This window comes from Nonomuraea sp. NPDC054003 (assembly GCF_055585125.1).
This window is the reverse complement of sequence record NZ_JBVJKR010000001.1, coordinates 385,428-408,994: the sequence shown is the minus strand read 5'-3', so window position 1 is coordinate 408,994 and position 23,567 is coordinate 385,428. Positions and strand designations below refer to the sequence as shown.

At 72.1% G+C, this 23,567-nt stretch carries 22 protein-coding genes; 7 read left to right on the top strand and 15 right to left on the bottom strand.

Features of this window, described 5'->3' with window-relative positions:
* Positions 1–36: 36 nt before the first annotated feature.
* Positions 37–1,956, bottom strand: coding sequence for a Xaa-Pro dipeptidyl-peptidase (locus ACZ6YG_RS01715; RefSeq protein WP_466016926.1), 1,920 nt, complete (start codon positions 1,954–1,956; stop codon positions 37–39).
* A gap of 423 nt (positions 1,957–2,379) precedes the next feature.
* Positions 2,380–3,090 (bottom strand): hypothetical protein, encoded by a 711-nt coding sequence (locus ACZ6YG_RS01710; RefSeq protein WP_466016925.1) that lies wholly within the window; start codon positions 3,088–3,090, stop codon positions 2,380–2,382.
* Between the two features lie 129 nt (positions 3,091–3,219).
* Between ACZ6YG_RS01710 and ACZ6YG_RS01705 the strand changes: the two genes are divergently transcribed.
* Positions 3,220–3,456 (top strand): hypothetical protein, encoded by a 237-nt coding sequence (locus tag ACZ6YG_RS01705; RefSeq protein ID WP_148030238.1) that lies wholly within the window; start codon positions 3,220–3,222, stop codon positions 3,454–3,456.
* On the opposite strand, the gene ACZ6YG_RS01700 is transcribed toward ACZ6YG_RS01705, so the two are convergent.
* The 8 genes from ACZ6YG_RS01700 to ACZ6YG_RS01665 form a co-directional block, all read right to left on the bottom strand.
* The gene (locus ACZ6YG_RS01700; protein ID WP_271277878.1) at positions 3,457–4,089 is read right to left on the bottom strand and encodes a class I SAM-dependent methyltransferase; all 633 of its coding nucleotides are present in this window, start codon (positions 4,087–4,089) and stop codon (positions 3,457–3,459) included.
* A 64-nt stretch (positions 4,090–4,153) separates the two neighbouring features.
* Positions 4,154–4,687 carry a Cif family virulence factor gene (locus tag ACZ6YG_RS01695; RefSeq protein WP_364230109.1) on the bottom strand — a complete coding sequence of 178 codons (534 nt, stop codon included), beginning with the start codon at positions 4,685–4,687 and terminating at the stop codon, positions 4,154–4,156.
* A gap of 313 nt (positions 4,688–5,000) precedes the next feature.
* Positions 5,001–5,378, bottom strand: a complete 378-nt coding sequence (nirD, locus tag ACZ6YG_RS01690) for a nitrite reductase small subunit NirD (RefSeq protein ID WP_148030235.1) — start codon at positions 5,376–5,378, stop codon at positions 5,001–5,003.
* A complete protein-coding gene (gene nirB / locus ACZ6YG_RS01685; protein ID WP_466016924.1) occupies positions 5,375–7,804 on the bottom strand; it encodes a nitrite reductase large subunit NirB in 2,430 nt (809 codons plus the stop codon). The genes nirD and nirB overlap by 4 nt, the downstream gene beginning before the upstream one ends.
* Positions 7,801–9,195, bottom strand: coding sequence for an FAD-dependent oxidoreductase (locus tag ACZ6YG_RS01680; RefSeq protein WP_466016923.1), 1,395 nt, complete (start codon positions 9,193–9,195; stop codon positions 7,801–7,803). Before ACZ6YG_RS01680 ends, nirB begins: the two co-directional genes overlap by 4 nt.
* Positions 9,192–11,312: a molybdopterin oxidoreductase family protein gene (locus ACZ6YG_RS01675; protein WP_466016922.1), complete on the bottom strand. Its 2,121-nt coding sequence runs from the start codon at positions 11,310–11,312 to the stop codon at positions 9,192–9,194. Before ACZ6YG_RS01675 ends, ACZ6YG_RS01680 begins: the two co-directional genes overlap by 4 nt.
* A gap of 4 nt (positions 11,313–11,316) precedes the next feature.
* Positions 11,317–12,630 carry an MFS transporter gene (locus ACZ6YG_RS01670; RefSeq protein WP_281429618.1) on the bottom strand — a complete coding sequence of 438 codons (1,314 nt, stop codon included), beginning with the start codon at positions 12,628–12,630 and terminating at the stop codon, positions 11,317–11,319.
* A 135-nt stretch (positions 12,631–12,765) separates the two neighbouring features.
* The gene (locus tag ACZ6YG_RS01665) at positions 12,766–13,878 is read right to left on the bottom strand and encodes an epoxide hydrolase family protein (RefSeq protein WP_466016921.1); all 1,113 of its coding nucleotides are present in this window, start codon (positions 13,876–13,878) and stop codon (positions 12,766–12,768) included.
* 61 nt (positions 13,879–13,939) lie between these two features.
* On the opposite strand from ACZ6YG_RS01665, the gene ACZ6YG_RS01660 reads away from it, so the two are divergent.
* Together ACZ6YG_RS01660 and ACZ6YG_RS01655 are read left to right on the top strand one after the other, a co-directional pair.
* The gene (locus ACZ6YG_RS01660; RefSeq protein ID WP_466016920.1) at positions 13,940–14,914 is read left to right on the top strand and encodes a helix-turn-helix transcriptional regulator; all 975 of its coding nucleotides are present in this window, start codon (positions 13,940–13,942) and stop codon (positions 14,912–14,914) included.
* Positions 14,911–15,207, top strand: coding sequence for a hypothetical protein (locus ACZ6YG_RS01655; protein ID WP_148030229.1), 297 nt, complete (start codon positions 14,911–14,913; stop codon positions 15,205–15,207). The genes ACZ6YG_RS01660 and ACZ6YG_RS01655 overlap by 4 nt, the downstream gene beginning before the upstream one ends.
* Before the next feature lie 73 nt (positions 15,208–15,280).
* On the opposite strand, the gene ACZ6YG_RS01650 is transcribed toward ACZ6YG_RS01655, so the two are convergent.
* Positions 15,281–16,258, bottom strand: coding sequence for an NAD(P)-dependent alcohol dehydrogenase (locus ACZ6YG_RS01650; protein WP_466017167.1), 978 nt, complete (start codon positions 16,256–16,258; stop codon positions 15,281–15,283).
* A gap of 86 nt (positions 16,259–16,344) precedes the next feature.
* On the opposite strand from ACZ6YG_RS01650, the gene ACZ6YG_RS01645 reads away from it, so the two are divergent.
* Positions 16,345–16,992: a TetR/AcrR family transcriptional regulator gene (locus tag ACZ6YG_RS01645; protein WP_466016919.1), complete on the top strand. Its 648-nt coding sequence runs from the start codon at positions 16,345–16,347 to the stop codon at positions 16,990–16,992.
* On the opposite strand, the gene ACZ6YG_RS01640 is transcribed toward ACZ6YG_RS01645, so the two are convergent.
* On the bottom strand, positions 16,993–17,463 hold the full coding sequence (locus tag ACZ6YG_RS01640) for a GNAT family N-acetyltransferase (RefSeq protein WP_466016918.1): 471 nt from the start codon (positions 17,461–17,463) through the stop codon (positions 16,993–16,995).
* Between the two features lie 235 nt (positions 17,464–17,698).
* Between ACZ6YG_RS01640 and ACZ6YG_RS01635 the strand changes: the two genes are divergently transcribed.
* A complete protein-coding gene (locus ACZ6YG_RS01635; protein ID WP_466016917.1) occupies positions 17,699–18,847 on the top strand; it encodes a DUF418 domain-containing protein in 1,149 nt (382 codons plus the stop codon).
* On the opposite strand, the gene ACZ6YG_RS01630 is transcribed toward ACZ6YG_RS01635, so the two are convergent.
* Both ACZ6YG_RS01630 and ACZ6YG_RS01625 read right to left on the bottom strand, forming a co-directional pair.
* Positions 18,844–20,949, bottom strand: a complete 2,106-nt coding sequence (locus tag ACZ6YG_RS01630) for a GTP-binding protein (RefSeq protein ID WP_466016916.1) — start codon at positions 20,947–20,949, stop codon at positions 18,844–18,846. The genes ACZ6YG_RS01635 and ACZ6YG_RS01630 overlap by 4 nt on opposite strands.
* Before the next feature lie 282 nt (positions 20,950–21,231).
* Positions 21,232–21,807, bottom strand: a complete 576-nt coding sequence (locus ACZ6YG_RS01625) for an HD domain-containing protein (protein ID WP_148030226.1) — start codon at positions 21,805–21,807, stop codon at positions 21,232–21,234.
* Between the two features lie 203 nt (positions 21,808–22,010).
* On the opposite strand from ACZ6YG_RS01625, the gene ACZ6YG_RS01620 reads away from it, so the two are divergent.
* Together ACZ6YG_RS01620 and ACZ6YG_RS01615 are read left to right on the top strand one after the other, a co-directional pair.
* Positions 22,011–22,595: a hypothetical protein gene (locus tag ACZ6YG_RS01620; protein ID WP_271277865.1), complete on the top strand. Its 585-nt coding sequence runs from the start codon at positions 22,011–22,013 to the stop codon at positions 22,593–22,595.
* 57 nt (positions 22,596–22,652) lie between these two features.
* Positions 22,653–22,976, top strand: coding sequence for a putative quinol monooxygenase (locus ACZ6YG_RS01615; protein ID WP_148030224.1), 324 nt, complete (start codon positions 22,653–22,655; stop codon positions 22,974–22,976).
* Positions 22,977–23,018: 42 nt separating this feature from the next.
* Here ACZ6YG_RS01615 and ACZ6YG_RS01610 read toward each other — a convergent pair whose 3' ends face one another.
* A complete protein-coding gene (locus tag ACZ6YG_RS01610) occupies positions 23,019–23,471 on the bottom strand; it encodes a VOC family protein (RefSeq protein WP_466016915.1) in 453 nt (150 codons plus the stop codon).
* Between the last annotated feature and the right edge of the window lie 96 nt (positions 23,472–23,567).

Genomic DNA, 23,567 nt, shown 5'->3' with positions numbered 1-23,567 from the left:
GATCCGCCCGAGGCCCGGTCACTGCGGCAGGTCAGGTCAGAAGAACGAGAACTCCCGCTCCGGCTCCGGCAGGGTCACCTCCCGCGGTCCGATGAACCTCGCCCTGTCCTGCGGCACGCTCTCCAGCGGCGTCCCGAGCACCACCGGGAACGCGATCGAGCTCTTGGACAGGTCGACGGTGACGTTCGCCCCGGTGCCCGTCTCGTTGCTGTAGTTCGAGTCGGTGCCGGCGATCACCAGACCGATCCGGTGTCCCTTCTTGAAGATGTAGTCCTGCGGCAGGGTCTCCCACTTGACGCTCCCGTACGTGCCCACGGGCAGCGGTGCGGAGCGGCTGAGCGAGAGGCGGTTCTGCACGTCGATCCAGCCGCGCGCGACGATCTCGACCGGCCGGTTGACGGTGTTGGTGACGACCTTGCGGTAGCAGGCGTCGTCCCCGGCGGTGCTGTCGCCCCAGCAGTCCTCCTCGGTCAGGGTGGTGATGCCCCCGCCGCGCCGCCAGTCGACGCGGGTGTCGTCGCCGAAGTCGACGAGCAGCGCGGTCAGGTTGGCGGTCGGCTTGTCGAGCTTGACCCGCAGGTCGGCGACGGGGGTGCCGGACAGGCGCAGGTCGAGGGGCAGCTCACCGGTGGTGTACGCGATCCGGCCCGGCTTGGCGGTGCCGACGTCGGACACCATGTCGGACTCGGTCATGCGTACGTCGGTGAAGCTCGCGGTCGCCTTCTTGCCGGGCAGGAGGCGGAGCGAGCCGTCGGCGGCCGGGCGCAGGGTCAGCTTGTGGCCGCGGGGCGCCGGCCAGTCGCGCTCGGTGATCCACTGGGCGGGAGCGACCTCGATGTCGGCGCGGGGCTCGCGCATGATGTCGTTGCGCACGCCGTGCAGCCAGTGGTCGAACCACCGGTGCAGCGTGTCGACCCAGAGCCCTCTGCGGCCCTCGAAGTCGAACGGGTCCACGTGGGCGGTCTGGCCGAGCCATATCTTGCGGGGCACGCCGCGCTTGGCCAGCGCCTCCCACCACTTGGAGAAGTTGTCGGGCTTGACGTTGAGGTCGTTGACGGTGTGCGCGACGAACACGCTCGCCCGTACCTTGGAGACGTCGCCGAGCAGGCCGTTGATGTAGTCGCGCTCGGCCCAGAAGGCGTTGTGGTCGCCGGTGTCGTCGCCGTCCTCGGCGTCCATCCGGTCGCGCACGGCCTGACACTTGGGCTCGGGGTCGGTGTCGATGTAGTTGGCCAGCCAGGAGGCGTAGTCGTAGTTGTAGATGACGCCGTTGGAGCGCTGGTACTTGTACCAGGAGCTGATCGCGGAGATGGGCACGATCGTCTCCAGGCCGCGCACGCCGGTGGCGGCGACGGCGTTGGCGAGCGTGCCGTCGTACGACTTGCCGATCATGGCCGACTTGCCGGTGGTCCAGTCGGCGACGGCGGGGCTGCCGTCGGCGCGGTAGGCCTTGGCGCGGCCGTTGAGCCAGTCGATGACGGCCTTGCCGCCCAGCACGTCGGCCTTGCCCCCGATGTCGGGGCAGCCGTCGGACCGGGTGGTGCCGAGCATGTCGACGTTGAGCACGCCGTAGCCGCGCGGCACGAAGTAGTTGTCGTAGAAGAGCGGGAACTTCACGACGTTGCCGGCGTCGTCGTAGACCTTCCGCTCGCCTTCGTTGCCTCGACCGGAGTTGTCGTAGTACGGGCTCTCGTCGATGATGACGGGCACCCGGAGGCCGGGGCCGGACTCCTTGGGCCTGATGATGTCGACACGCACCCGGTCGAGCCTGCCGTCGGCGTCGCTGTCGACGGTCGACTCGACGTACACGTGTTCGCGGATGGCGTCGGCGTAGGAGAAGACCGGCTGCGTGCGGCCGTTCTCGACGGTGATCTCTGGAGCGGTTGCCGCCTGGACGGGGGTGGCCGTCCCCACGATGAGGGCGGCGGCGATGAGGGCCGGGCGTAAGGGTGGCACGCGTGACCTCCGGGGGGCTGACAAAGTACGAGCAATCTCTCAGACCCCCGACGCCCTGACAAGATCTACCCACCGCCGTCCAGCCCCCTGTCCGAGCCCTTTGCCACACCCGTTACGAACCCCACGAGCCGAAACACCGCCCGCACCACGCCACACACCCGCACGGCCCGCGCGCGGCCATGGCCACCGCGGGCCGACACGAGCAGCCCGCCGCCGACAGCGACGACGTGCGCGGAACATCACCTCCAGAGCGGGCGGGCGCTACCCCGATCGTGTCCGCCTTGTCACCGACCCGCGGGTCCGGCTCGCGTCCCCCGGCGCGGCAACCGCAGCGCCACCACCGCCAGCAACCCGCCACCCGCCGCAGCCGCCAGCAGTCCGAACGGGGAACGCCCGTGATCACCCCTGAAGCGCGGCGTGCGCCTACCCCGAGATGACGATCGTGTCCGCCTTGTCGTCGACTGGCGGGTCCGGTTCGCGTCCTCGGCGCGGCAACCGCAGCGCCGCCACCGCCAGCAGCGCGCCGCCTGCTGCGGCGAGCAGGAGTGTGTACGGGGGGACGCCGACGGTGGGCGTTTCCGCGGTGGGCGCGGAATCGGGAACTGTGGCGGCGGGCGCGGATGCCGCGGTGGGAAGGGCTGGGGAGGCGTCCGGTACGCCTTCGAGGTCGGGGATGCCCGGGGGACGGATCACGCCCCAGTAGTCCACGGTCGGCTCACGAAGGGCCTTGACCAGGTCCGGGTCGAGGGGGTTGATCTCGATCCGGCCCGGCACGGTGAGGGTCCCGATCTCGTACGGCTGGAACATCCCCTGCACGCCGGTCAGCTTGTGGACGCCTTCGGGCACGTTGACGGCGGCCGCGTAGTGGCCGGGCTCGGGCAAGGGGCTGCCGGGGAACTCGCGGACGAGGCCGTCGGCGCCGGTCAGCCGCAGCGCGGTCGGGCCCAGCTCGCCCTCGAACGGGTGGGTGCCGTGCTGCAGGACCCAGAACCCGATCGTGTACGACGTGCCGGGAGCCAGCGAGGACGGCACCGGATCGAGATACGTGAGCGCCCACCCGCCGGACGCCGAGGCCGGGGGCGCGCCCGCGATCAGCGCGGCAGCGGCGGCCAGGATGACCATCAACCTTCTCATGTCACACCTCCGGCCGTGATACACCGCCCGGCGGTCCCAGGTTCCCGAGGGCGGTGCGTTTCCCGCCCGCGCGACGCAGAATTGAGGGGCCATGCGGGGGATCCGGCGAGATGCGAGGAGGCCCGCGCCGTGTTCGCCACCGGACGCGAATACCTGACGGGGATGCTCGACGTGCTCGTGCACGAGGGGATGCTGGCCGAGTGGCGGCGTGAGTCGCCCGACGGCTACGTGCTCCGCACGCATGAGGGCGAGGAGGTCACGCTGACGTCGTCGCAGGCCGCGATGTGGACGCACGGCGCGTTCGCCGCCTATCTGGCCCTGGTCGACCAGGGCCGCATCAGCCCGCGGCTGCCGGGCGGCACGTGATCAGGGGTTGCGTGCCCGGCCGAGGATGTGGGCGAGCGGGGGCGCGCCGGGGATCCGGTGGGTGAACCGGTCGTGCTCCTCGATGACCAGGCCCGCGGCGCCGATGGCCGCCGCCGTGTCGCGGTTGGGATGGCAGCCGCCGGCCACCCGCGACCACACCGGGGTGACCAGGTCCTGCAGCAGCCCGCGGACGGGCCGGTCGGAGCGCACGTGCTCGAAGAAGCGCAGCTCGCCGCCGGGCTTGAGCACCCTGCGCAGCTCGGCGAGCGCGCCTGCCGGGTCGGGGACCGAGCAGAGCACGAGCGAGACCACCACCGCGTCGAACTCGGCCGGCCCGGACGGCAGCGCCCCGGCGTGGCCGGGCACGACGCGTACCGGCACGGGGGCGGTGGCCGCGGCCCGCTCGGCGGCGGCGCGGAGCACGTCGTCGGGCTCGACCGCGACGACCTCGCGCACGCCCCGCGGGTAGTGGGGGAAGCTGAGCCCGTTGCCGGCGCCGACCTCCAGGACGCGGCCGCTCAGCCCGTCCAGCAGGCGGGTGCGCAGCTCGCCCGTGACGGGCTCGGCCCGCCGGCTCATCCGGTCGTACGCGCGGGCGAACCGGGGATGCTGGAACCGCGAGAGATCCTGCATGGCTCCCACCGTATGCGGACAAGCCGGGCGACGGCGCCCGGCGTACCGGGCGCCGACGCCTCGTTCAGGACGCGCTGTTGCTCATGTAGCGGTCGATCTTCCAGGAGTCGTTGTCCTTCATCAGCAGGAAGAACCCGCGGGTCGCCTCGGCGCCCTGGCCGGAGGACGCGAAGACGAAGGCGCTCTTGCCCATGGTCTCCGACTCCTCGATGCTCGGCGTGCCGCCGGCGCCCTGCTGACCCTTGAAGAGCTCGGTCAGCGCCTGCGTGCCCTCCGCCGTCTCGTGTCCCTGCACCGCCGCCACGCCGTCCGAGGTGAACATCTTGGCGGCCTGCTCGCCGTTGCCCGAGGCGAGCGCCTGGTAGAACTTCTCCACCACCGACCGGGGCGAGCCCTTGCCGGTCTCGGTCGGTGTCGCCGTGCCCGTTTCGCCGGGCATCGGGCTTTCGGTCATGCCGGGCTCGGTGCCCGTCGGCGAGGCGGGGCTCGCCGCGCCCTTCATCGCTTGTCCGGTGCCGCCCGCGGCGCAGCCGGCGGTGAGGAGGGCAGGAACGACCATGGCCAGCAGGACGCCCCTGCGCAGGAATTTCATGCTCATGGCCGCAGTGATGCCCGCCCCGGTCGTCCGGGAATGCGCGCTTGATCCAGTCCGGACGAGTCCTTTACCGGCTGCGGATTACTCACACGAATGGTTCACCCGATTTGTCGAGATCGTTCAGAGGTGCGATCGTTGCCACCTCGATACCAATTTGGCGAGGCGTCGCCTATAGCGTCCCTTCAGTGCCGCAAATTAAGGCGAACCTAAGCACGGAGCCCGAGCCCCTGCCCCTGCGTGAGGAGGCCGAGCGCTGTGCCGCGGTCGACGTCGGCCGACGCTGCGTGCTCCCGGCGACTCACCCGGGCGCCCACGTCTACCCGCCCACCGACACGAGCCCGCGATCCTGAGCGCGGGCGCCGGACGGCGGAACACTGACGGACACCTGCACCGCGCCGTCGCGGACGCGCGCCCGGTAGACGGGGACCGCGACCGCGGGCTCGTCCAGGCAGCGCCCCGTGACCAGCGAGAACACCTGCTTGTGCAGCGGCGAGGCGACGGTCGCCTCGCCCTTCCTGGTGCCGACGATCCCGCGTGAGAGCACGTACGCCCCGCTGAACGGGTCGCGGTTGCCCAGCGCGTGCACCGTGCCGTCGTAGGTGCGGAAGAGCGCCACCTGCTCGCCGTCCACCAGCGCGCACACGCCGCGCTCGGGCAGCAGGAGGTCGTAGCCGCAGATGCCGATCCAGTTCATGACATCACCACCGGTTTGATCTGGTCTCGCTCTGTCGCGAAGACGATGGACGGGTCGGGGACCCCTGGTGCGTTGACGAAGCTGACGAACCGGCCGAGCTTGTCCGGGTCCTCCAGCGTGGCCCGCCACTCGTCGGCGTAGGTGGCGACGTGCCGCTCCATGTGCGCGTCGAGGTCGGCGCAGATGCCGAGCGAGTCGTCCATGATGACCGAGCGGAGGTAGCCGAGCCCGCCGTCGAGCGACTCCAGCCACGCGGAGGTGCGCTGCAGCCGGTCGGCGGTGCGGATGTAGAACATCAGGAACCGGTCGATGGTCCTGATCAGCTCCTCGCCGGTCAGGTCGGCGGCGAGCAGGTCGGCGTGGCGGGGCTTGAAGCCGCCGTTGCCGCCCACGTACAGGTTCCAGCCCTGCTCGGTGGCGATGACGCCGAAGTCCTTGGACCTGGCCTCGGCGCACTCGCGGGCGCAGCCGGAGACGGCCGACTTGAGCTTGTGCGGCGAGCGCAGCCCCCGGTAGCGCAGCTCCAGCGCGATGGCCATGCCCACCGAGTCCTGCACCCCGTACCGGCACCAGGCCGAGCCGACGCACGACTTCACCGTGCGCAGCGCCTTGCCGTAGGCGTGGCCGGACTCGAACCCGGCGTCGACGAGCCTGCGCCAGATCTCCGGGAGCTGGTCGACGCGGGCGCCGAACAGGTCGATCCGCTGCCCGCCGGTGATCTTCGTGTAGAGGCCGAAGTCGCGGGCCACCTCGCCGATGACGATGAGCTTGCCGGGGGTGATCTCGCCGCCGGGGATGCGCGGCACGACCGAGTACGTCCCGTTCTTCTGGATGTTGGCGAGGAAGTGGTCGTTGGTGTCCTGCAGGGCGGCGTTCTCGCCCTCCAGCACGTGCCCGTTGTGCAGCGAGGCGAGGATGGAGGCCACGGCGGGCTTGCACACGTCGCAGCCGCGGCCTTCCCCGTGCTCGGCGATGAGCTGGGAGAACGTGCGGATGCCGCGCACCCGTACGATGTCGAACAGCTCCGCCCTGGAGTGGGCGAAGTGCTCGCACAGCCCCTTGCCGGTGTCCACGCCGGCCTTCTCCAGCAGCTGCTTGAGCATCGGCACGCAGCTGCCGCAGGTGGTGCCGGCGCGGGTGCACGCCTTGACGCCGGGCACGTCGGCGCAGCCCTGGTCGTGGATGGCGGCGCGGACGGCGCCGGCGCTGACGTTGTTGCAGGAGCACACCTGCGCGTCGTCGGGCAGGTCGAGCTGGACCCCGCCGCCGGCGAACAGCAGGTCCGCGGGGGGTGCGGGCAGCGGCTTGCCGACGTAGGAGCGCAGCGTGCCGTACGGGGAGGCGTCGCCGACGCAGATGCCGCCGAGCAGGGTGGTGGCGTCGTCGCTGATGAACAGCTTCTTGTAGACGCCGCCCACCGGGTCCATGTAGGTGACGTCGAGCGCCCCTTCCATGGCTCCGAACTGGGCCACCTCGACGCCGAGCAGCTTCAGCTTGGTGGACAGGTCGGCGCCGCCGAACGCCGCCCCGCCGCCCGTGATCCGCTCGGCGGCGACCTCGGCCATGGTGAAGCACGGCCCGGCGAGCCCGTACACCATGCCGTCGTGCAGGGCGCACTCGCCGACGGCGTAGATGTGCGGGTCGGAGGTCCGCATGGCGGAGTCGACGACGACGCCGCCGCGTTCCCCCACCGCCAGGCCGCACTCCCTGGCCAGCTCGTCGCGCGGCCTGACCCCGGCGGAGAAGACCACGATCTGGGCCTCGACGAGGGTGCCGTCCGGCGTGCGGAGACCGGTGACCTTCCCCCGGCCGTCGGTGACGATCTCCTGTACGCCGGAGCCCGCGTGCACGCTCAGCCCGAGCGCCTCGATGTGGCCCTTGAGCACCGCGCCGCCGCCCTCGTCCACCTGGCGGGGCATCAGCCACGGGCTCATCTCCACGATGTGGGTGCGCAGCCCGAGCCCGCGCAGCGCGTCGGCGGCCTCCAGGCCGAGCAGCCCGCCACCGACCACGACGCCGTCGGTGGCCCCCTCGGCCGCCGTCCTGATCGCGTCCAGGTCGTCGATGGTCCGGTAGACGTGCGCGTGCCCGGCCCCCGGCACCGGCGGCACGAACGGCCTGGAGCCGGTGGCGAGCACCAGCACGTCGTACGGCTCCGGCTCGCCGCCCTCGACGGTCACCCGGCGGGCCCGCCGGTCGATGCCGGTGACGCGGCTGTTCAGCCTGGTCACCACGCCGGGCGGCACCGGGTAGGAAAGCTCCTCGGCCGAGACGCCGTCCAGGTACGAGGTGAGCGCCACCCGGTCGTAGGCGGGCCTGGGCTCCTCGCCGATGACCGTGATCGTCCCGTCGAAGCCCCGCTCCAGCAGGGCCTCCACGAGCCGGTGGGCGGCCGGCCCGTACCCGGCCACGACGATCTTCCTCATGCGGGAACCCCTTCCTGTTCGCACAGCCAGCCGACGATGCCCGCCACGGCGTCACGGCAGGTGCCGCAGCCGGTCGTGGCCCTGGTGGCGGCGGCCACGCCGGCCATGTCCCTGGCGCCCGCCTCCCAGCACGCCCTGATCTGTCCCTTGGTCACGTCGTTGCAGTGGCACACCTTGGCCGCGTCGGGCATCAGCGTCGGGCTGTCGGCCCTCGCCGCCGGCGCCGGCCCGGGGAACAGCAGCCCGGCCCGGTCTCCCGGCAGCGGCCCGCCGCGGTCGTAGAGCTGGGTGAGGGTGCCGACGGCGTCGGTGTCGCCCAGCAGGATCGCGCCGACGAGCCGGTCGTCGCGGATGACGAGCTTGCGGTAGGTGCCCCGGGCCCGGTGGCTGAAGCGCACCACCTCGGCCTGCTCGTCGGTGAGGTGCGTCTCGCCCATCGCGGCCAGCTCGACGCTGCTCGCCTTGAGCCGGGTGACCAGCCGGGAGCCGCGATAGCGCGACGCGCCGCCGGTGATCACGTCGGCGGCCACGGCGGCCTGTTCCCAGGCGGGCGCGACCAGCCCGTACACGGTGCCGTCGTGCTCGGCGCACTCGCCGATGGCCAGGATGGACGGGTCGTCGGTGCGCAGCTCGTCGTCGACCACGATGCCGCGCCGCACTTCCAGCCCGGCCTCGGCGGCCAGCGCGGTGAGCGGGCGGACGCCGCAGGCGAGCACCACCAGGTCGCCCTCGACCAGTTCGCCGCCGGCCAGCCGGACGCCGCCGTCCTCGACGGCGACGGCGCTGGCGCCGGTCCTGATCTCGACGCCGAGCCCGGCCAGCGTCTCGCCCAGCACCAGGCCTGCCTCGGGGTCGAGCTGCCGTTCCATCAGGTGGCCGGCCAGGTGCAGCAGCGTCACGGGCAGCCCGCGCCCGGCCAGCCCGCGGGCGGCCTCGACGCCGAGCAGCCCGCCGCCGATCACCACCGCGCGGCGGCTGTCGGCGGCGGCCTTGACGATGCGGTCGCAGTCGTCGAGCGTCCGGAACGGGATGGCGCGCCCCACGCCGGGGATGGGCGGCACGATCGCCTCGCTGCCGGTGGCCAGCACGAGCAGGTCGTACGGCGCGCGCCGGCCGTCGGCGGTGTGCACGGCGCGCGACTCGCGGTCGATCCAGGCCACGGCGCTCCCGAGCACCGCCTCCACCCGGTGCGTGTCGTACCAGGACAGGTCGTGCAGGCCGAGCTGCTCGGGCCTGGCCTGCCCGGCGAGCACGTTCGACAGCAGCACCCGGTTGTAGGGCCTGCCCTGCTCGGCCCCGAACACGGTGACCGGCATCCGCGGGTCGCGCGCCCGTACCTCGCTGACCAGGCGCGCGCCCGCCATCCCGTTGCCGACGACGACGAGCCTCATGTGACCCGCTCCACCCGTACGGCGCAGACCTTGAACTCCGGCATCCGGGACGTGGGGTCGAGCGCCGGATTGGTCAGCCGGTTCGCCCCCTCCCAGTGAAACGGCATGAACACGGTGTCGCTCCTGATCGCGTCGCTGATCCTGGCCACGCCCTGTCCCTGGCCGCGCCTGCTGGTGACCCGCACCAGGTCCCCCGCCCCGATGTCCAGCCGCCCGGCCAGATCGGGGTGGAGCTCCACGTACGGTTCGGGCACGGCGGCGGCGAGGGCGGCGATCCTGCGGGTCTGCGCGCCGCTCTGGTAGTGCGCGAGCACGCGGCCCGTCGTGAGGTAGACGGGGTAGTCGTCGTCGATCTCCTCGGCCGGGCCCCGGTGCTCGACCGGCACGAACCTGGCCCGCCCGCCCGGGGTGGCGAAGGCTTCCAGAAACGGCCGCGGCGTCCCCGGGTGCCCCGGCTCGGGACACGGCCAGAAAACCCCGACTTCCGCGCCGCCCCGATCATCCGCGCGGTCCCGGACCTCTCCTCCGTACGGGACGTCTCCCTCATCGTGGGTTTCCCGGGGCTCTTCCGCTTCTCCCGTGATGCGGTCGTACGTGATGCCCGAGTAGTCGGCGGGGCCGCCCGCGCTGGCGCGGCGCAGTTCCTCGAACACCTTGCCCGGCTCGTCGGCGAAGTCGTGGCCGAGCCTGCGGGCCAGCCCGGCGATGACCTCCAGGTCGCTCCGCACGCCGGGCGGCGGCCGGACCGCCTGCCGGCGCAGCAGCACGCGGCCCTCCAGGTTGGTCATGGTGCCGGTCTCCTCGGCCCACTGGGTGACGGGGAACACCACGTCGGCCAGCGCCGCCGTCTCCGACATGACCACGTCGCAGACGACGAGCAGGTCCAGCGACCTGATCCGCTCGGCGACCCGGGCGGAGTCGGGCGCGGACACGACCGGGTTGGAGCCGAACAGCAGCATCGCCTTCGGCCCCGCCGGCGTGCCGAGCGCCTCCAGCAGCTCGAACGCCGACCGGCCGGGACCCGGCAGGTCGCCGGGATCGACGCCCCACACGCCGGCGACGTGCTCGCGGGCCGCCGGGTCGTCGATCCTGCGGTAGCCGGGGAGCTGGTCGGCCTTCTGCCCGTGCTCCCTGCCGCCCTGGCCGTTGCCCTGCCCGGTGAGGCACCCGTACCCGGAGCCGAGCCGTCCGGGCAGGCCGAGCGCGAGCGCCAGGTTGACGAACGCGGTGACGGTGTCGGTGCCCTGGGCGTGCTGCTCGGCGCCGCGCCCGGTGAGCACGTACGCGTTCTTCGCGTACGCGAGCGCGCGCACGGCCTCGCGCATCCGCGGCACGGGCACGCCGGTGATCCGCTCGACGCGCTCCGGCCACCAGGCGGCGAGCGAGGTCCGTACGGCGTCGAACCCGCTGGTGCGCTCCTCGACGTACGCGGCGTCGACCAGGTCCTCGGCGACGGCCAGGTGCAGCAGGCCGAGCGCGAGCGCCAGGTCGGTGCCGGGCGCGGGCCGCAGGTGCAGCCAGGCGAGCCTGGCCGTGGCGGTGCGGCGCGGGTCGATGACGATGAGCCGCGGCCCGTCCAGGTGGCGGACGAACGGCGGCATGGTCTCGGCCGGGTTGGCGCCCGCCAGCAGCACCACGTCGGCCCCGGCCAGGTCGGTGACGGGGAAGGGCATGCCGCGGTCCATGCCGAACGCCCTGATCGAGGCGGCGGCGGCCGACGACATGCAGAAGCGGCCGTTGTAGTCGATCTGGCTGGTGCCGAGTGCGACCCTGGCGAGCTTGCCCAGCAGGTACGCCTTCTCGTTGGTGAGCCCGCCCCCACCGAACACGGCCACGCCGTCGGGGCCGTGTTCGAGCCTGATGGCGGACAGCCGGTCGGCGACGTGGCCGAGCGCCACGTCCCACTCCACCGGCCGCCCGTGCAGGAGCGGGCTGGTCAGGCGGGCGCCGTTGGTGAGCAGGTCGGCGGCGGTCCAGCCCTTCTGGCACAGGGCTCCGGCCGCGTTGGCCGGGACGTCGGTCCGCGGCGTGATCGTGATCCCGGACGCGGTGGCGCTGATCGCCATCCCGCACTGCAGCGCGCAGTACGGGCAGTGGGTCTTCACCGGCTCGGCCATCCGGTCAGACCCTCGCGTGGGCGAGACTGGCCACCCGCGAGACGCCGACGGTGCGCAGGTAGCACCACCAGGTCAGGGCGGCGCAGCTCGCGTAGAAGAGGCCGAAGGCGAGGAACGCGCCCGCCGGGCTGCCGGTGGCCGCGAACGACATGCCGAACGCCCGGTTGATGAGGAAACCGCCGAGCGCGCCGACGGCGGAGATGATGCCGATGGCCGCGGACGCCTGCCGCTTGCCGTGCAGCAGCGCCGCCTCGTCGTCGCCCTTCTCGGCCACCGCCTTGGCCTGGAAGATCGCGGGGATCATCCGGTAGGTGGAGCCGTTGCCGATGCCGGCGGTCAGGAACAGCGTCTGGAAGGCGAGGAAGAACAGCCAGAAGCTGCCCGATCCGGACGCCGCCCAGACGAGCAGGACGCCGCCGCCCATGGCCGCGAAGTTCCACAACGTGACCGGGGCCCCGCCGAGCCGGTCGGCCAGCCACCCGCCCACCGGCCGGATCAGCGACCCGATCAGCGGCCCGGCGAACGCCACCGCGGCCCACGGCGCGTCCGGGAACAGGCTCGTGCTGAGCAGCGGGAAGGCGGTCGAATAGCCGATGAACGAGCCGAACGTGCCCACGTACAGGAACGACATCACCCACGTCTGGGCCTTGCCGGCCACCGCGAGCTGCTCGCGCGGGCTGGCCTTGGCGCTGGTGAGGTTGTCCATGAAGAACCAGGCGCAGACGGCGGCGACCACGACGAACGGCAGCCAGAACCACCCGGCGGCGGCCAGCCCGAACGCGCCGATCACCAGCGGCATGACGAGCTGCACCGAGCTGACGCCGATGTTGCCGCCGGCGGCGTTCAGGCCGAGCGCGACGCCCTGCTTGCTCCGCGGGTAGAAGTAGGTGATGTTGGCCATGCTGGAGGCGAAGTTGCCGCCGCCCACCCCGGCCGTGGCCGCGATCAGCAGGAACATCCAGTACGGGGTGTCCGGGCTGCTCACCGCGACCCCGAGCAGCACGGCGGGCACGACCAGCAGCAGCGCGCTGACGACGGTGAAGTTGCGTCCGCCGAACCTGGCCGGCCCGAACGTGTACGGCACCCGCAGCACGGAGCCGATCAGGTTCGGCAGCGCGACCAGCCAGAACAGCTGGTCGGTGGTGAACTCGTAGGCGCCCATCCGGGCGGCCACGATGCTCCACAGCGTCCAGACGGTGAAACCGAGATGCTCGGCCAGGATCGAGAAGACCAGGTTGCGCCGGGCGACCTTCCGGCCGGTGGTCCGCCAGAAGGCCGCGTCGTCGGGATGCCACTCGGCGATCCAGCGCGCCATCATTCCTCCTACGTTCTGAGCTGACTCGAACGTAGGAACCCGGGGTTACGCACAGAGGCGGATCGGCGCTGTGCGTTCGTTACGGGTGACTCACCCGGGCAACAGGCGATACACAAGCGTCACGCCGGAAACACGCCGTTAACGAACGCTCCTGAAGAAGGCCCGGATGTCGCGGACCAGCAGCTCCGGCTCCTCCATCGCGGCGAAGTGGCCGCCGGTCTCGAACTCGGTCCAGTGCACCACCTTGTCCGTCCGCTCGGCCAGGCTCCTGATCGGCAGCACGATGTCGTGCGGGAACACCGCGACGCCGAGCGGGGTGGGCGACGGCTGCGGCATGGACCAGGCGTGGGAGAACTCCCAGTAGATCTGCGCCGCCGAGTCGGCCGTGTTCGTCAGCCAGTAGAGGCTGACGTTGGTGAGCAGCCGGTCGCGGTCCACCGGCCGGTCGGTCCACTCGCGGAACTTCTCCGCGATCCAGGCGAGCTGCCCCGCCGGCGAGTCGGCCAGCCCGAACCCGAGCGTGTGCGGCCGGCTCGACTGGATCGCCATGTAGCCGCCCATGTCCCCGGTGAACTCCTCCAGCTTGGCGAGCCGCGCCTTGTCGGACTCGCTCAGCTCGCCCAGGTCGCCCGACGGGAAGGTCATGTGGTAGTTCACGTGCACGCCGATCACGTGCTCGGCGTCGGTCAGCCCCAGCTCGCGGGAGATCCCTGACCCCCAGTCGCCGCCCTGCGCCCCGTACCGCTCGTACCCGAGCCTGGCCATCAGCGTGGCCCAGGCGCGGGCGATCCGGCCGAGCGTCCAGCCGGTGCCGGTCAGCGGGGCGGAGAGTCCGAAGCCGGGGACGGACGGGATGACCAGGTGGAAGGCGTCGGCCGGGTCGCCGCCGTGCGCCTCCGGGTCGGTCAGCGGCCCGATCACGTCGAGGAACTCGACGACCGAGCCCGGCCAGCCGTGGGTGAGGATCAGCGGGGTGGCGTCCGGCTCGGGCGAGCGCACGTGCAGGAAGTGGATGTCCTGGCCGTCGATCTCGGTGACGTACTGCGGGTGGGCGTTGAGCTCGGCCTCGTGCGCCCGCCAGTCGTAGCCGGTGGCCCAGTAGCCGGCCAGCTCGCGCAGCTCCGCCACGGTGACGCCGCGCTCGCTGCCTGCGCCCGGGGTCTGTACGGGGTAACGGGTCCGGCTCAGCCGCTCGCGCAGGTCGTCGAGGTCGGCCTGGGGGATGTCGAGGTGGAACTCCCTGATGGTCATAGATGTACCGTCCCAGGGATTGTGGCAAGCTTTTTGCCGCTTTTTCCGGGAAAATCGGTAAATGCTGGAAACCTCCGCGCGGCTGCTGCGCCTGCTGTCGCTCCTGCAGACCCGGCCCGCCTGGACCGGCGCCGAGCTGGCCGAACGCCTCCAGGTCAGCCCCCGGACCGTCCGCTACGACATCGGCAAGCTGCGCGGCCTCGGCTATCCGGTCCACGCCACGCCCGGGGTGGCCGGGGGTTACCGGCTGGGCGCCGGGGCCGAGCTGCCGCCGCTGCTGCTGGACGACGAGGAGGCGGTGGCGGTCGCGGTGGGGCTGCGCACCGCCGGTGCGGTGGAGGGCATCGAGGAGACGTCCCTGCGCGCCCTGGCCAAGCTGGAGCAGGTGCTGCCCGACCGGCTGCGCCGCCGGGTCCGGGCGCTGCACGCGGCCACCGTGTCCCTGGCGCCAGGCGGGCCGGCCGTCCCCGCCGAGACGCTGACCGCCGTCGCCACCGCCTGCCGCGACCGGCACCGGCTGCGGTTCGACTACCGGACGCACGACGGGTCCGCACGGACGCGGGACGTCGAACCGTACCGGCTGGTGCACACCGGGCGGCGGTGGTACCTGATCGGCTGGGACGTGGAGCGGGACGACTGGCGCACCTTCAGGGTCGACCGGATCGCGCTCCGGACACCCGGCGGCCCGCGCTTCACCCCCCGGGAGGCGCCGCCCGCGTCGATGGTGCCGAAGGGGGTCGACACGGCGCTGATGCGGCACCGGGCGCGGGTCACGGTGCATGCCCCGGCCTCCGTCATCGCCCCGCACCTGCCGGAATCGGTGCTCGTCGAGAGCGCCGGAGACCGTACGTGCGTGGTGCACGCGGGCGGCGAGACCCCGATGCGGCTGGCGCTGCACATCCTCGCCCTCGACGCCGATTTCACCGTCGACGACCCCCCTGAGCTGCTGGAAGCCCTGCGCACCCTCTCGGCGCGGGCCGAGGTTACGGCGCTCGGGACAGGGGAACAGCATTCACAGCAAGGGGGGACATCATGATCAAAATGCTCCACAAGATGGGCATCAAGTCAAATCACATGTATCTGGCAGGAATCGGCTCCGTCGGCCTGGCCCTGGCCAGCTGGATGATGTCGAAGAACTACGAAGGCGCGGATCTGGATCGCGCCGACCGCTGGGGGATCTTCATCGGCGAGTGGGCGCCCACGTTCTTCGCCATGGGCGTGGCGCTCCGCATCGAGGAGACGCACCGCGAGCTGGGTGAGGGGCCGGAGGAGATGTACGGCCAGACCGGCCGCCAGCCGGAACGGGTGCACGCGGGCACCGGCATGTGACTTCCGAGAAGGCCCGCAGCCCGCCAGGTCTGCGGGCCTTCTCGCGTCCCGCCCTGGATCCCCGGCTCGTGGTTCAGGTCTGGGAGCCGGCCGCGCCCACGGTCCGGACGACCACTTTCCCGCGGACGCCGCCGGCTTCCAGCGCGCGGTGCGCCCCGGCGATGTCCGCCAGCGGATGGACGGTGTCCACCACCGGCCGGATCGCCCCGCTCTCCACGAGCCGCGTCAGGTCGGCGAAGAGCTCGTGGGTGGGGTTCCCGCTGAAGAACCGTACGCGTCGCGAGCCGTACACGGTGGAGACCAGGATGGAGGCCAGGGACGGGACGAGGCGGCCGAGGTCGAAGCTGATCGTCACCATGCGTCCGCCGGGCGTGAGGAGCCGGCGGTAGGCGCTCAGGGCGGTGCCTGCGGTGTCGAGGATCACGTCGAACCGGCCGAGGTCGCCGGGGCTCGTGGTCGCGTAGTCGACGGCTTCGTCGGCGCCGAGGTCCCGTACGAAGTCGAGGTTGCCCTTCCTGGCCAGCCCCGTGACGTGCGCGCCGTACGCCCGGCCGAGCTGGACGGCGACGCTGCCGACGCCGCCGCTCGCGCCGCGCACCAGCAGCCGCTCCCCCGCCCTGAGCCCGGCCCGGTCGCGCAGCGCGGTGATCGCGGTCGTGCCCACGCCGGGCAGGGAGGCGGCCTCGACCAGGTCCGTCCCGGCGGGCGCGAGGGCCAGGTGGCGCGGGCGGACGACGACGTACTCGGCCGCCGCGGAGCTGATCGCCCGGCCTCCGCCCCACACCCGGTCGCCCACCGCGAGGCCGCGCATGGGCGAGCCCAGGGCGGCGACCTCTCCGGCGAAGTCCATGCCGAGGGTCTTCGGGAAGCCCCGGCTCATCAGGCCGGTCAGCGGGCGGAGCCGCCCGGCGCGGGCCGCAAGTTCGCCCCCGTTGACGCTGCTGGCGTGCGCCCGCACCAGCACCTCGCCCGGCCCGGCGACCGGTTTCGGCACCGTGGCCTCGTACAGCACTTCCGGGGGCCCGTACCTGTCGTAACGGGCGGCGCGCATCTCGCTCACTGGTCCTCCTCGGGTGTCAGGCCCGACCCTAGGCCGCAACCGGAGGGGGTGCTCCACTTGGCGCTAATGTGAGAAGAGTGCCTGCCCGTTCCTCTCGGATAACGCTGCGCGCCGACGCGCGGCACAACCGCGACCGCATCCTCCAGGCGGCCCGCGAGGCGTTCGCCGCCCGCGGTCTCGACGTGCCGACGGCCGCGATCGCGCGCCGCGCAGGGGTCGGCGTCGCGACCCTCTACCGGCGCTTCCCCACCCGCGAGTCGCTGGTCGCGGAGGTGTTCGCCGACCAGCTCTCCGCCTGCGCCTCGACCGTCGACGACGCCCTGGAGGACCCCGACCCGTGGCGCGCCTTCCGCACGGTCATCGAGACGCTCTGCGCCATGCAGGCCGCCGACCGGGGGTTCACCGCCGCCTTCCTGACCGCGTTCCCCGAGGCCCTGGACTACGAGGACAAACGCGCCCGCGCCGAGCGGGGCTTCGTCGAGCTCACCCGTCGCGCCAAGGCCGCCGGACGGCTGCGTCCCGACTTCGACCTGGCCGACCTCGTGCTGCTGCTCCTGGCCAACAACGGCATCGTCACCGAGTCGTCCGGGGCCGCGGCGGCCGCCTCCCGCCGCTTCGTCGCCTACCAGCTCCAGGCCTTCCAGGCCGACCACGCCGGGCCGCTGCCGCCCCCGCCCCCGCTCGGCCTCGACAGCCTGTACGCCTCGCCGTCCAAGGGCCGGTAGCTACTTGCCGAACCGCTCCAGGGCGTCGCCGCTGAGCCGGTAGCGGATCCACTCGTCGCAGGGGATGGCGCCGATGGACTTGTAGAAGTTGATCGTTGGTTCGTTCCAGTCGAGCACGGACCATTCGAAGCGCCCGTACCCGCGCTCGAGGCAGATCCGGGCCAGCTCGGTCATGAGAGCCTTGCCGTGGCCGCCGCCCCGATGCTGGGGGCGCACGAAGATGTCCTCCAGGTAGAGGCCGTGGGTGCCGGTCCAGGTGGAGAAGCTGAGGAACCACATGGCGAAGCCGACCACCTCGCCGTCGTCGTTCTCGGCCATGTGGGCGAACACCTTGGGCTCGGGGCCGAACAGCGCCTGGCGCAGCTGCTCCTCGGTGGCCTCGACCTCGTCGAGCGACTTCTCGTATGCGGCCAGCTCACGGATCAGCTGGTGGATGGCGGGCACGTCGGCAGGGGTGGCAGAGCGAATCACGCACACAGATTAGGACATATCCACTAGAGCAGCAGATTCAGGATCAGCGTCAGCAGCACCGACAGGACGACCGACACGATGATCATGATCAGGCAGCCCAGCCCGCCGCCGGCCGGCCGGATGTCCCAGTTCCCGAGTCTCATGCCTGACGGCTGCCCCGGATACATCCATCGATGTATCCGAGATCAGCCCATGTGAGGACCTTCTCCCCGCTGGGCGACGGCATCGTGGAAAGGTGACAGGCAACAGGATCGAAGCACTGGACGTGCTCAGGGGCGCGGCGATCGCGGGCACGCTGGGCACGAACATCTGGATCTTCACCAGCCCGGGCGGGCCCGCCGATCTGGCGGGGGCGCTGGGGCAGGCGGGGGCGCTGGAGTCGTTCCTGCGCTTCCTCGCCAACGGCAAGTTCCTGGCGCTGCTGACCCTGCTGTTCGGCGTCGGGCTGGAGCTGCAGTACCGCTCGGCCCGGCGGCGCGGGCTGCGCTGGCCGGGGCGCTACCTGTGGCGGGCGGCGCTGCTGTTCGCCGAGGGGCTGCTGCACTACGTGCTGGTCTTCGAGTACGACGTGCTCATGGGGTACGGGGTGACCGCGATCGTGGTCGCGTACCTGATCGGGCGGAGCGACCGGGTGGTGACCGCCTGGATGGCGGCCGTCGGGTCGCTGTTCGTGCTGTTCGTGGGGCTGGCCACGGCCGCGCTCCTCTACAGCGGAGCCTCCCTGGCCGGATCCTCGCCGGGTTCGCTGTTCACCGAGGGGTCCTACCTGGACCAGGTGGCGTCCCGGATCGAGCTGGCCGGGGTGTACCGGGCGGAGGCGGTGTTCATCGTGCCGCTGGGCGTCGTGCTGTTCCTGCTGGGGGCCCGGCTGCTGCGGGCGGGCGTGTTCGACGGCACCGAGCGCGGCGCGGCGCTGCGGCGCAGGCTCATGGCGATCGGCCTGGGCGCAGGGCTGCCGCTCAACCTGGTCACCACGTTCGCCGGCCCCGGCTGGTTCCTGGTGGACCGGTACCTGCTGCCGCCCCTGGTGGCGCTGGGCCTGCTCGCCCTGATCACCTCGCTGGTGCGCCGGGACGCCGCGCCGGGGCCGCTGCGCCGCGGCCTGTCCAACGTGGGCAGGACCGCGCTGAGCTGCTACGTCTTCCAGAACGTGGTCGCCTCGGCCCTCTGCTACGGCTGGGGGCTCGGGCTGGCCGCCCGGCTCGACTGGCTGCGGCCCTGGTGGGTGCCGGTGGCGTGGCTGGCCGTCTGCGCGCTGTTCATGGCCCTGTCCACGCTCTGGCTGCGGCGGTTCAGCCGGGGGCCGATCGAGGCCGCGTGGCAGTGGGCGTACCAGCTGCCGTGGCGGTCGGCGCCGGCCCCCGCGCGCTCCGGGTCCGCCTAGACCATGCGCACCACGTGCAGCAGGTACTCCTTCCGGTTGCGCGGGTCGTGGCCGATGCGGCGACGGGCCGGCGGCGGCCCCGGCACCCGCTGGTAGCGGTCGAAGGCGGTCTCCAGGACGCCTTCGCCGCGGGTCAGCGACGGCAGCGCCCGCTCCAGCCCGTGCACCAGCGCCGCCGGCACCGTCCCCTCGATCCGGTACGTGTCGCCGTGCGGCCGCGAGCCCGTCGGGACGGCGCGCAGCCGCGACAGCACCGGCAGCACTCCGCCCAGCAGGTCGGCGGGGATCTCCAGGTGGAAGCGGTGCAGCGGCTCGTGCACGCGGGTGCCGGCCTGCTTCAGCGCGTCCATCAGCACCAGCGGCGTCAGGTTGCGGAAGTCGCCGGCGGTGCTGGACATGCTCTTGTCGAACACGCCGTGGGAGTGGCTCTGCCGCGCCCAGTAGCCGGTGTGGGTGAGGGTGACAGCGCAGTCGATCACCTCCCAGCCGTGCAGTCCCTGCTGGAGCGTCTGCCGCGCCGTCTCCTCGACGGCGCGCATGAACGTGTACGGCATCGACCCCAGCTCGACCGCCAGCCGGAACGTCACCCCCGACCCGATCGGCCCGGGTTCGACGCGCAGCCCGACCGTGCCGAGGAACGGGTTGCCGCCCTGGGCGATGAACTCGGCCGCCGCGCCGGTGCCGGCCGGGCGTTCGACGCAGATCGTGGTGGTCTCCTCGAACGTCACCTCCAGCCCGAACTCCTCGGCCAGCGTCTGCTGGATGACCTCCTTCTGCACCTCCCCGTACAGGGAGACGTAGGTCTCCTGCCGGACGTCGTCCTGCCGCAGGCCGATCAGCGGGTCCTGCTCGGCGAGCTGGGTGAGCGCGGCGTGCAGGGCGCCCCGGTCGGCGGCCCGGACGGGCGTGACGACGGTCTCCAGCGACGGCGGCGCGAAGTGGCGGCGCGCACGGCCGCGAGCCGGTCCGACGCGAATGCCGACGCGATCGGCGACACGATCGGCGACACGATCGGCGTGGTGATCGATGACGTGGTCGGCGGCGTGGTCGGCGTGCTGATCGGCGTGCTGATCGGCGTGCTGATCGGCGAACTGGTCGGCGAACTGGTCGCCGATGTAGTCGCCGATGTAGTCGCCGACGCGGATGCCGCCGAGCCCCGACAGCAGGCCGATCCGACCGGCGCCGACCGCGTCCGCGCGGACGGCGGTGCCGCGGTCGAACACCCCGATCGCCGTCACCTTGCCGTGGCCGGGAACGGTGTCGCGGACCCGGAGCGTGCCCGAGAACATGCGGACGTAGGCGAGGCGCTCCCCCGCGGGCCCGCGCTCGACCTTGAACACGGCGCCGGACGGCGGCCCCGACGCGTCGCCTTCGGCGGCGGGCAGCAGGTCGCGGATGCCGTCCATGAGCGCGGGCACGCCCGCCCCGGTGATGGCCGAGCCGAAGAACACCGGATGCGCCAGACCGTCGCGCGCCTGCCGGGTGAGCGCCTGGCGCAGCCGCCGGTCCGTGATGGGCCGGTCGTCCACGTACGCGGCGAGCAGGGTCTCGTCGTGGTCGGCGAGCAGCTCGGCCAGGCGCGGGTCGGCGGCGGGGGTGACGGCGGCGGCGCGGGTGCCGAGGCCGGTGACGGCCGACATGGCGACGCCCGACGGGGCCAGCCGGGCCCTGACGGCGTCCAGCACCTCACCGTACGCGGCGCCGCGCCGGTCGATCTTGTTGACGAAGATCAGCGCGGGGATGCCGAGCCGCCGCAGCGTACGCATGAGCACGCGCGTCTGGGCCTGCACCCCCTCGACGGCGGAGACCACCAGAACGGCGCCGTCGAGCACGTCCAGCACGCGCTCGACCTCGGCGATGAAGTCGGGGTGGCCCGGCGTGTCGATGAGGTTGACCGTCACGTCGCCGATGGGGAAGGAGACGACGGCGGATCTGATCGTGATGCCGCGCCGGCGTTCGAGCGCGAGGGTGTCGGTGCGGGTGCTGCCCTGGTCGACGCTGCCGAGCTCGTCGATGACCCCGGCGGCGTGCAGCAGCCGCTCGGTCAGGCTCGTCTTACCGGCGTCGACATGCGCGAGGATCCCGAGGTTGAGTGTTTTCACGGAGCGTCATGTCCTGTGCGTAGAAGGAAGTCTTCAGCTGGGTGGACATGAAAGTCGCTCGCATTTCTGCTCCTCGCTCACGGGATGCCGTTCCGCCGCACAGCTCAGCAGACCGGCGCGCGCGATCACAACCGATTTAATTTCGGGAGTTTCACCTCATATCCCGCATTCTGACTCGTACGGAGAAATTTCGTGATATGAAGTGTCATGGAGATCCTGGGAGATCAAGCGCGACAGGGCCCCGGTCAGTGAGCAAGGACCGGGGCCTTTCGCGTGCCGTGATCAGTCGCCGTTGAGCACCGGTGTGATCCACTTCAGCGTGCCGGTGCGCAGCGCCTCTTCCGCCAGGCGCTTGCCGGTGACGGTCCTGAGCGCGGCCAGCGAGCTGTCGATCCACGGCTGCACGTTCTGGTTGCCCTGCTCGCGATACTCGACCGCCTGGATCAGGCACTCCAGCTTGTCGGCGTCACGCGCGCACACCGCCTCCAGGCTGTCCTTCTCCTCGTACTCACGGACCGCGCCGCTCACCATCTCCGCCACCTCGCCGGGCAGGCCGCGCGTCTGGTCGGCCGTGACCTCCTCGTTGGAGGCGGGCTTGAGGTAGCGCTTGCCGATGTACGGGATGTCGGTGATGCGGGTCTCCTGCGTGTCGTGGAAGAGACTCATGAACGCGGCCCGTTCCGGGTTGCCGCCCTCCAGCTTGGCGATCATCCCGGCGATGACGGCGGTGCGGAAGGAGTGGTCGGCGATGCTCTCCGGATCGCGCACCCCGGCCACCAGCCAGCCGGTGCGTTTGTAGCGTTTGAGCAGCCCGAACTCGTACAGCAGCCCCGCCACTCCCGCGAGTTCGCCAGTCACGGAGATTCCCCCTCAACCTCGGTCCGGCTCGTGAGCCGAGCGTAGACGACGCGTGCCCGTCCCGGCGTGACGCGAAACCTCGCGGCGGGGCGGCGGCGGCGCGGTAGGCGGCGGCTCCCGGTTGTCCCCGGTTTCCGTCATGATCGTGCCGGGGCGCGGTTCACCGAGGAGGGCCCGGGTAGCGGCCAATCATGTCCACTGGCATGTCAGCGCGGCTGCTCGCCTGCGCCGCCGCACTGGTCCTGGCGGCGACCGGCTGTTCCAGCTCGGTCGACCCGAACGACCCCGCCCGGCTGAACCGCCCGGGGAACGACGGGGCGAACGGCGACGTGCAGGGGGTGCACGTACGCGACGCGTTCCTGCTCGGCGAGATGTCCACCGCGTCACCCGCCGCGTCACCCGCGGGCCGGCAGGCCCTGTACGCGGTGCTGATCAGCAACCGCGACCGGCCCGACCTGCTGGAGCGGGTCACCGTGGAGGGCGGCGGGACCGTCCGGCTGGTGGGGCCGGTCGAACTGCGCCCCTTCGAGGCCGCCACCCGGCCCGACCAGCCCATCGGCATGGCCAGCGGCATCCTCGGCAACTACGTGCCGATGACGTTCACGTTCCGCGACGCGGGCGCGGTGCGGATGGCGGTGCCCGTGATGGCGCGGCAGGGCAGGTTCTCCGGCCTGCCGTCGTCGCCGGTCGGCTCGCCGACGCCCACGTCGACCCCGTCGCCCAAGCGGTCCGGCCCGACACCGAAGCCGACCGTCCCGCCGGAGCACGCCACCCGCGAGCCGGGCTGATCAGGCTCGCCCGCCCTACCATCGGTGAGGACCCCGTACCGTAACGAGAGAGAGCAAATGATCTTCATCACCGCGAAGTTCCGCGTCCGGCCCGAGTCCGCCGACCGGTTCGCCGAGGTCACCGCCGAGTTCACCCGGGCCACCCGCGCCGAACCCGGCTGCCTGTGGTTCGACTGGTCGCGCAGCCTGGACGACCCGAACGAGTACGTGCTGGTGGAGGCGTTCAAGGACGCCGACGCGGGCGCCGCGCACGTCCAGTCGGACCATTTCAGGAAGGCCCAGCAGGACCTGCCGCCGCACCTGGCCGAGACGCCGCGGATCGTCAACACCACGATCCCGCAGGACGACTGGTCGCTGCTGGGCGAGATGGCGGTCGACTGACCCGGCGCGGGGCCGGCGGCTCGCCCGCCGGCCCCCCGAGGGTCAGGACTTGGCCGCGTCGCGCAGCGCCCGCACGTCGATCTTGCTCATGCCCATCATCGCCTGCGCCACCTTCCCCGCGACCTCGGGGTCGGGGTGGCTCAGCAGCTCGGGCAGCTCCCTGGGGATGATCTGCCAGGACAGGCCGTAGCGGTCCTTCAGCCACCCGCACCGACCTTCCTCGCCGCCCTCGGTGAGCCTGCCCCACAGCTCGTCGACCTCCTCCTGCGACTCGCAGTCGACGAGCAGCGAGATCGCCTCGTTGAAGGTGTGGGCCGGGCCGCCGTTGAGCGCCAGGTAGCGCTGCCCCGCCAGCTCGAACGTGACCATCATCGCCCTGCCGTCCGGCCCCGGCTGGACCCCCACCACCCGGGAGCCGGCGAAGAGCGAGGTGTAGAAGGTGGCGGCCTCCTCGGCCTGGTGGTCGAACCAGAGGTAGGTGGTGATCTTCTGCATGACAGCGTCCTTTCAGGGTGCCGTTCGTCGTCTCACCGACGCGTCGAACGCCTCCGCGCCGGATCGACACGGCCGCCAGAGATTTTTCCGGCCCGG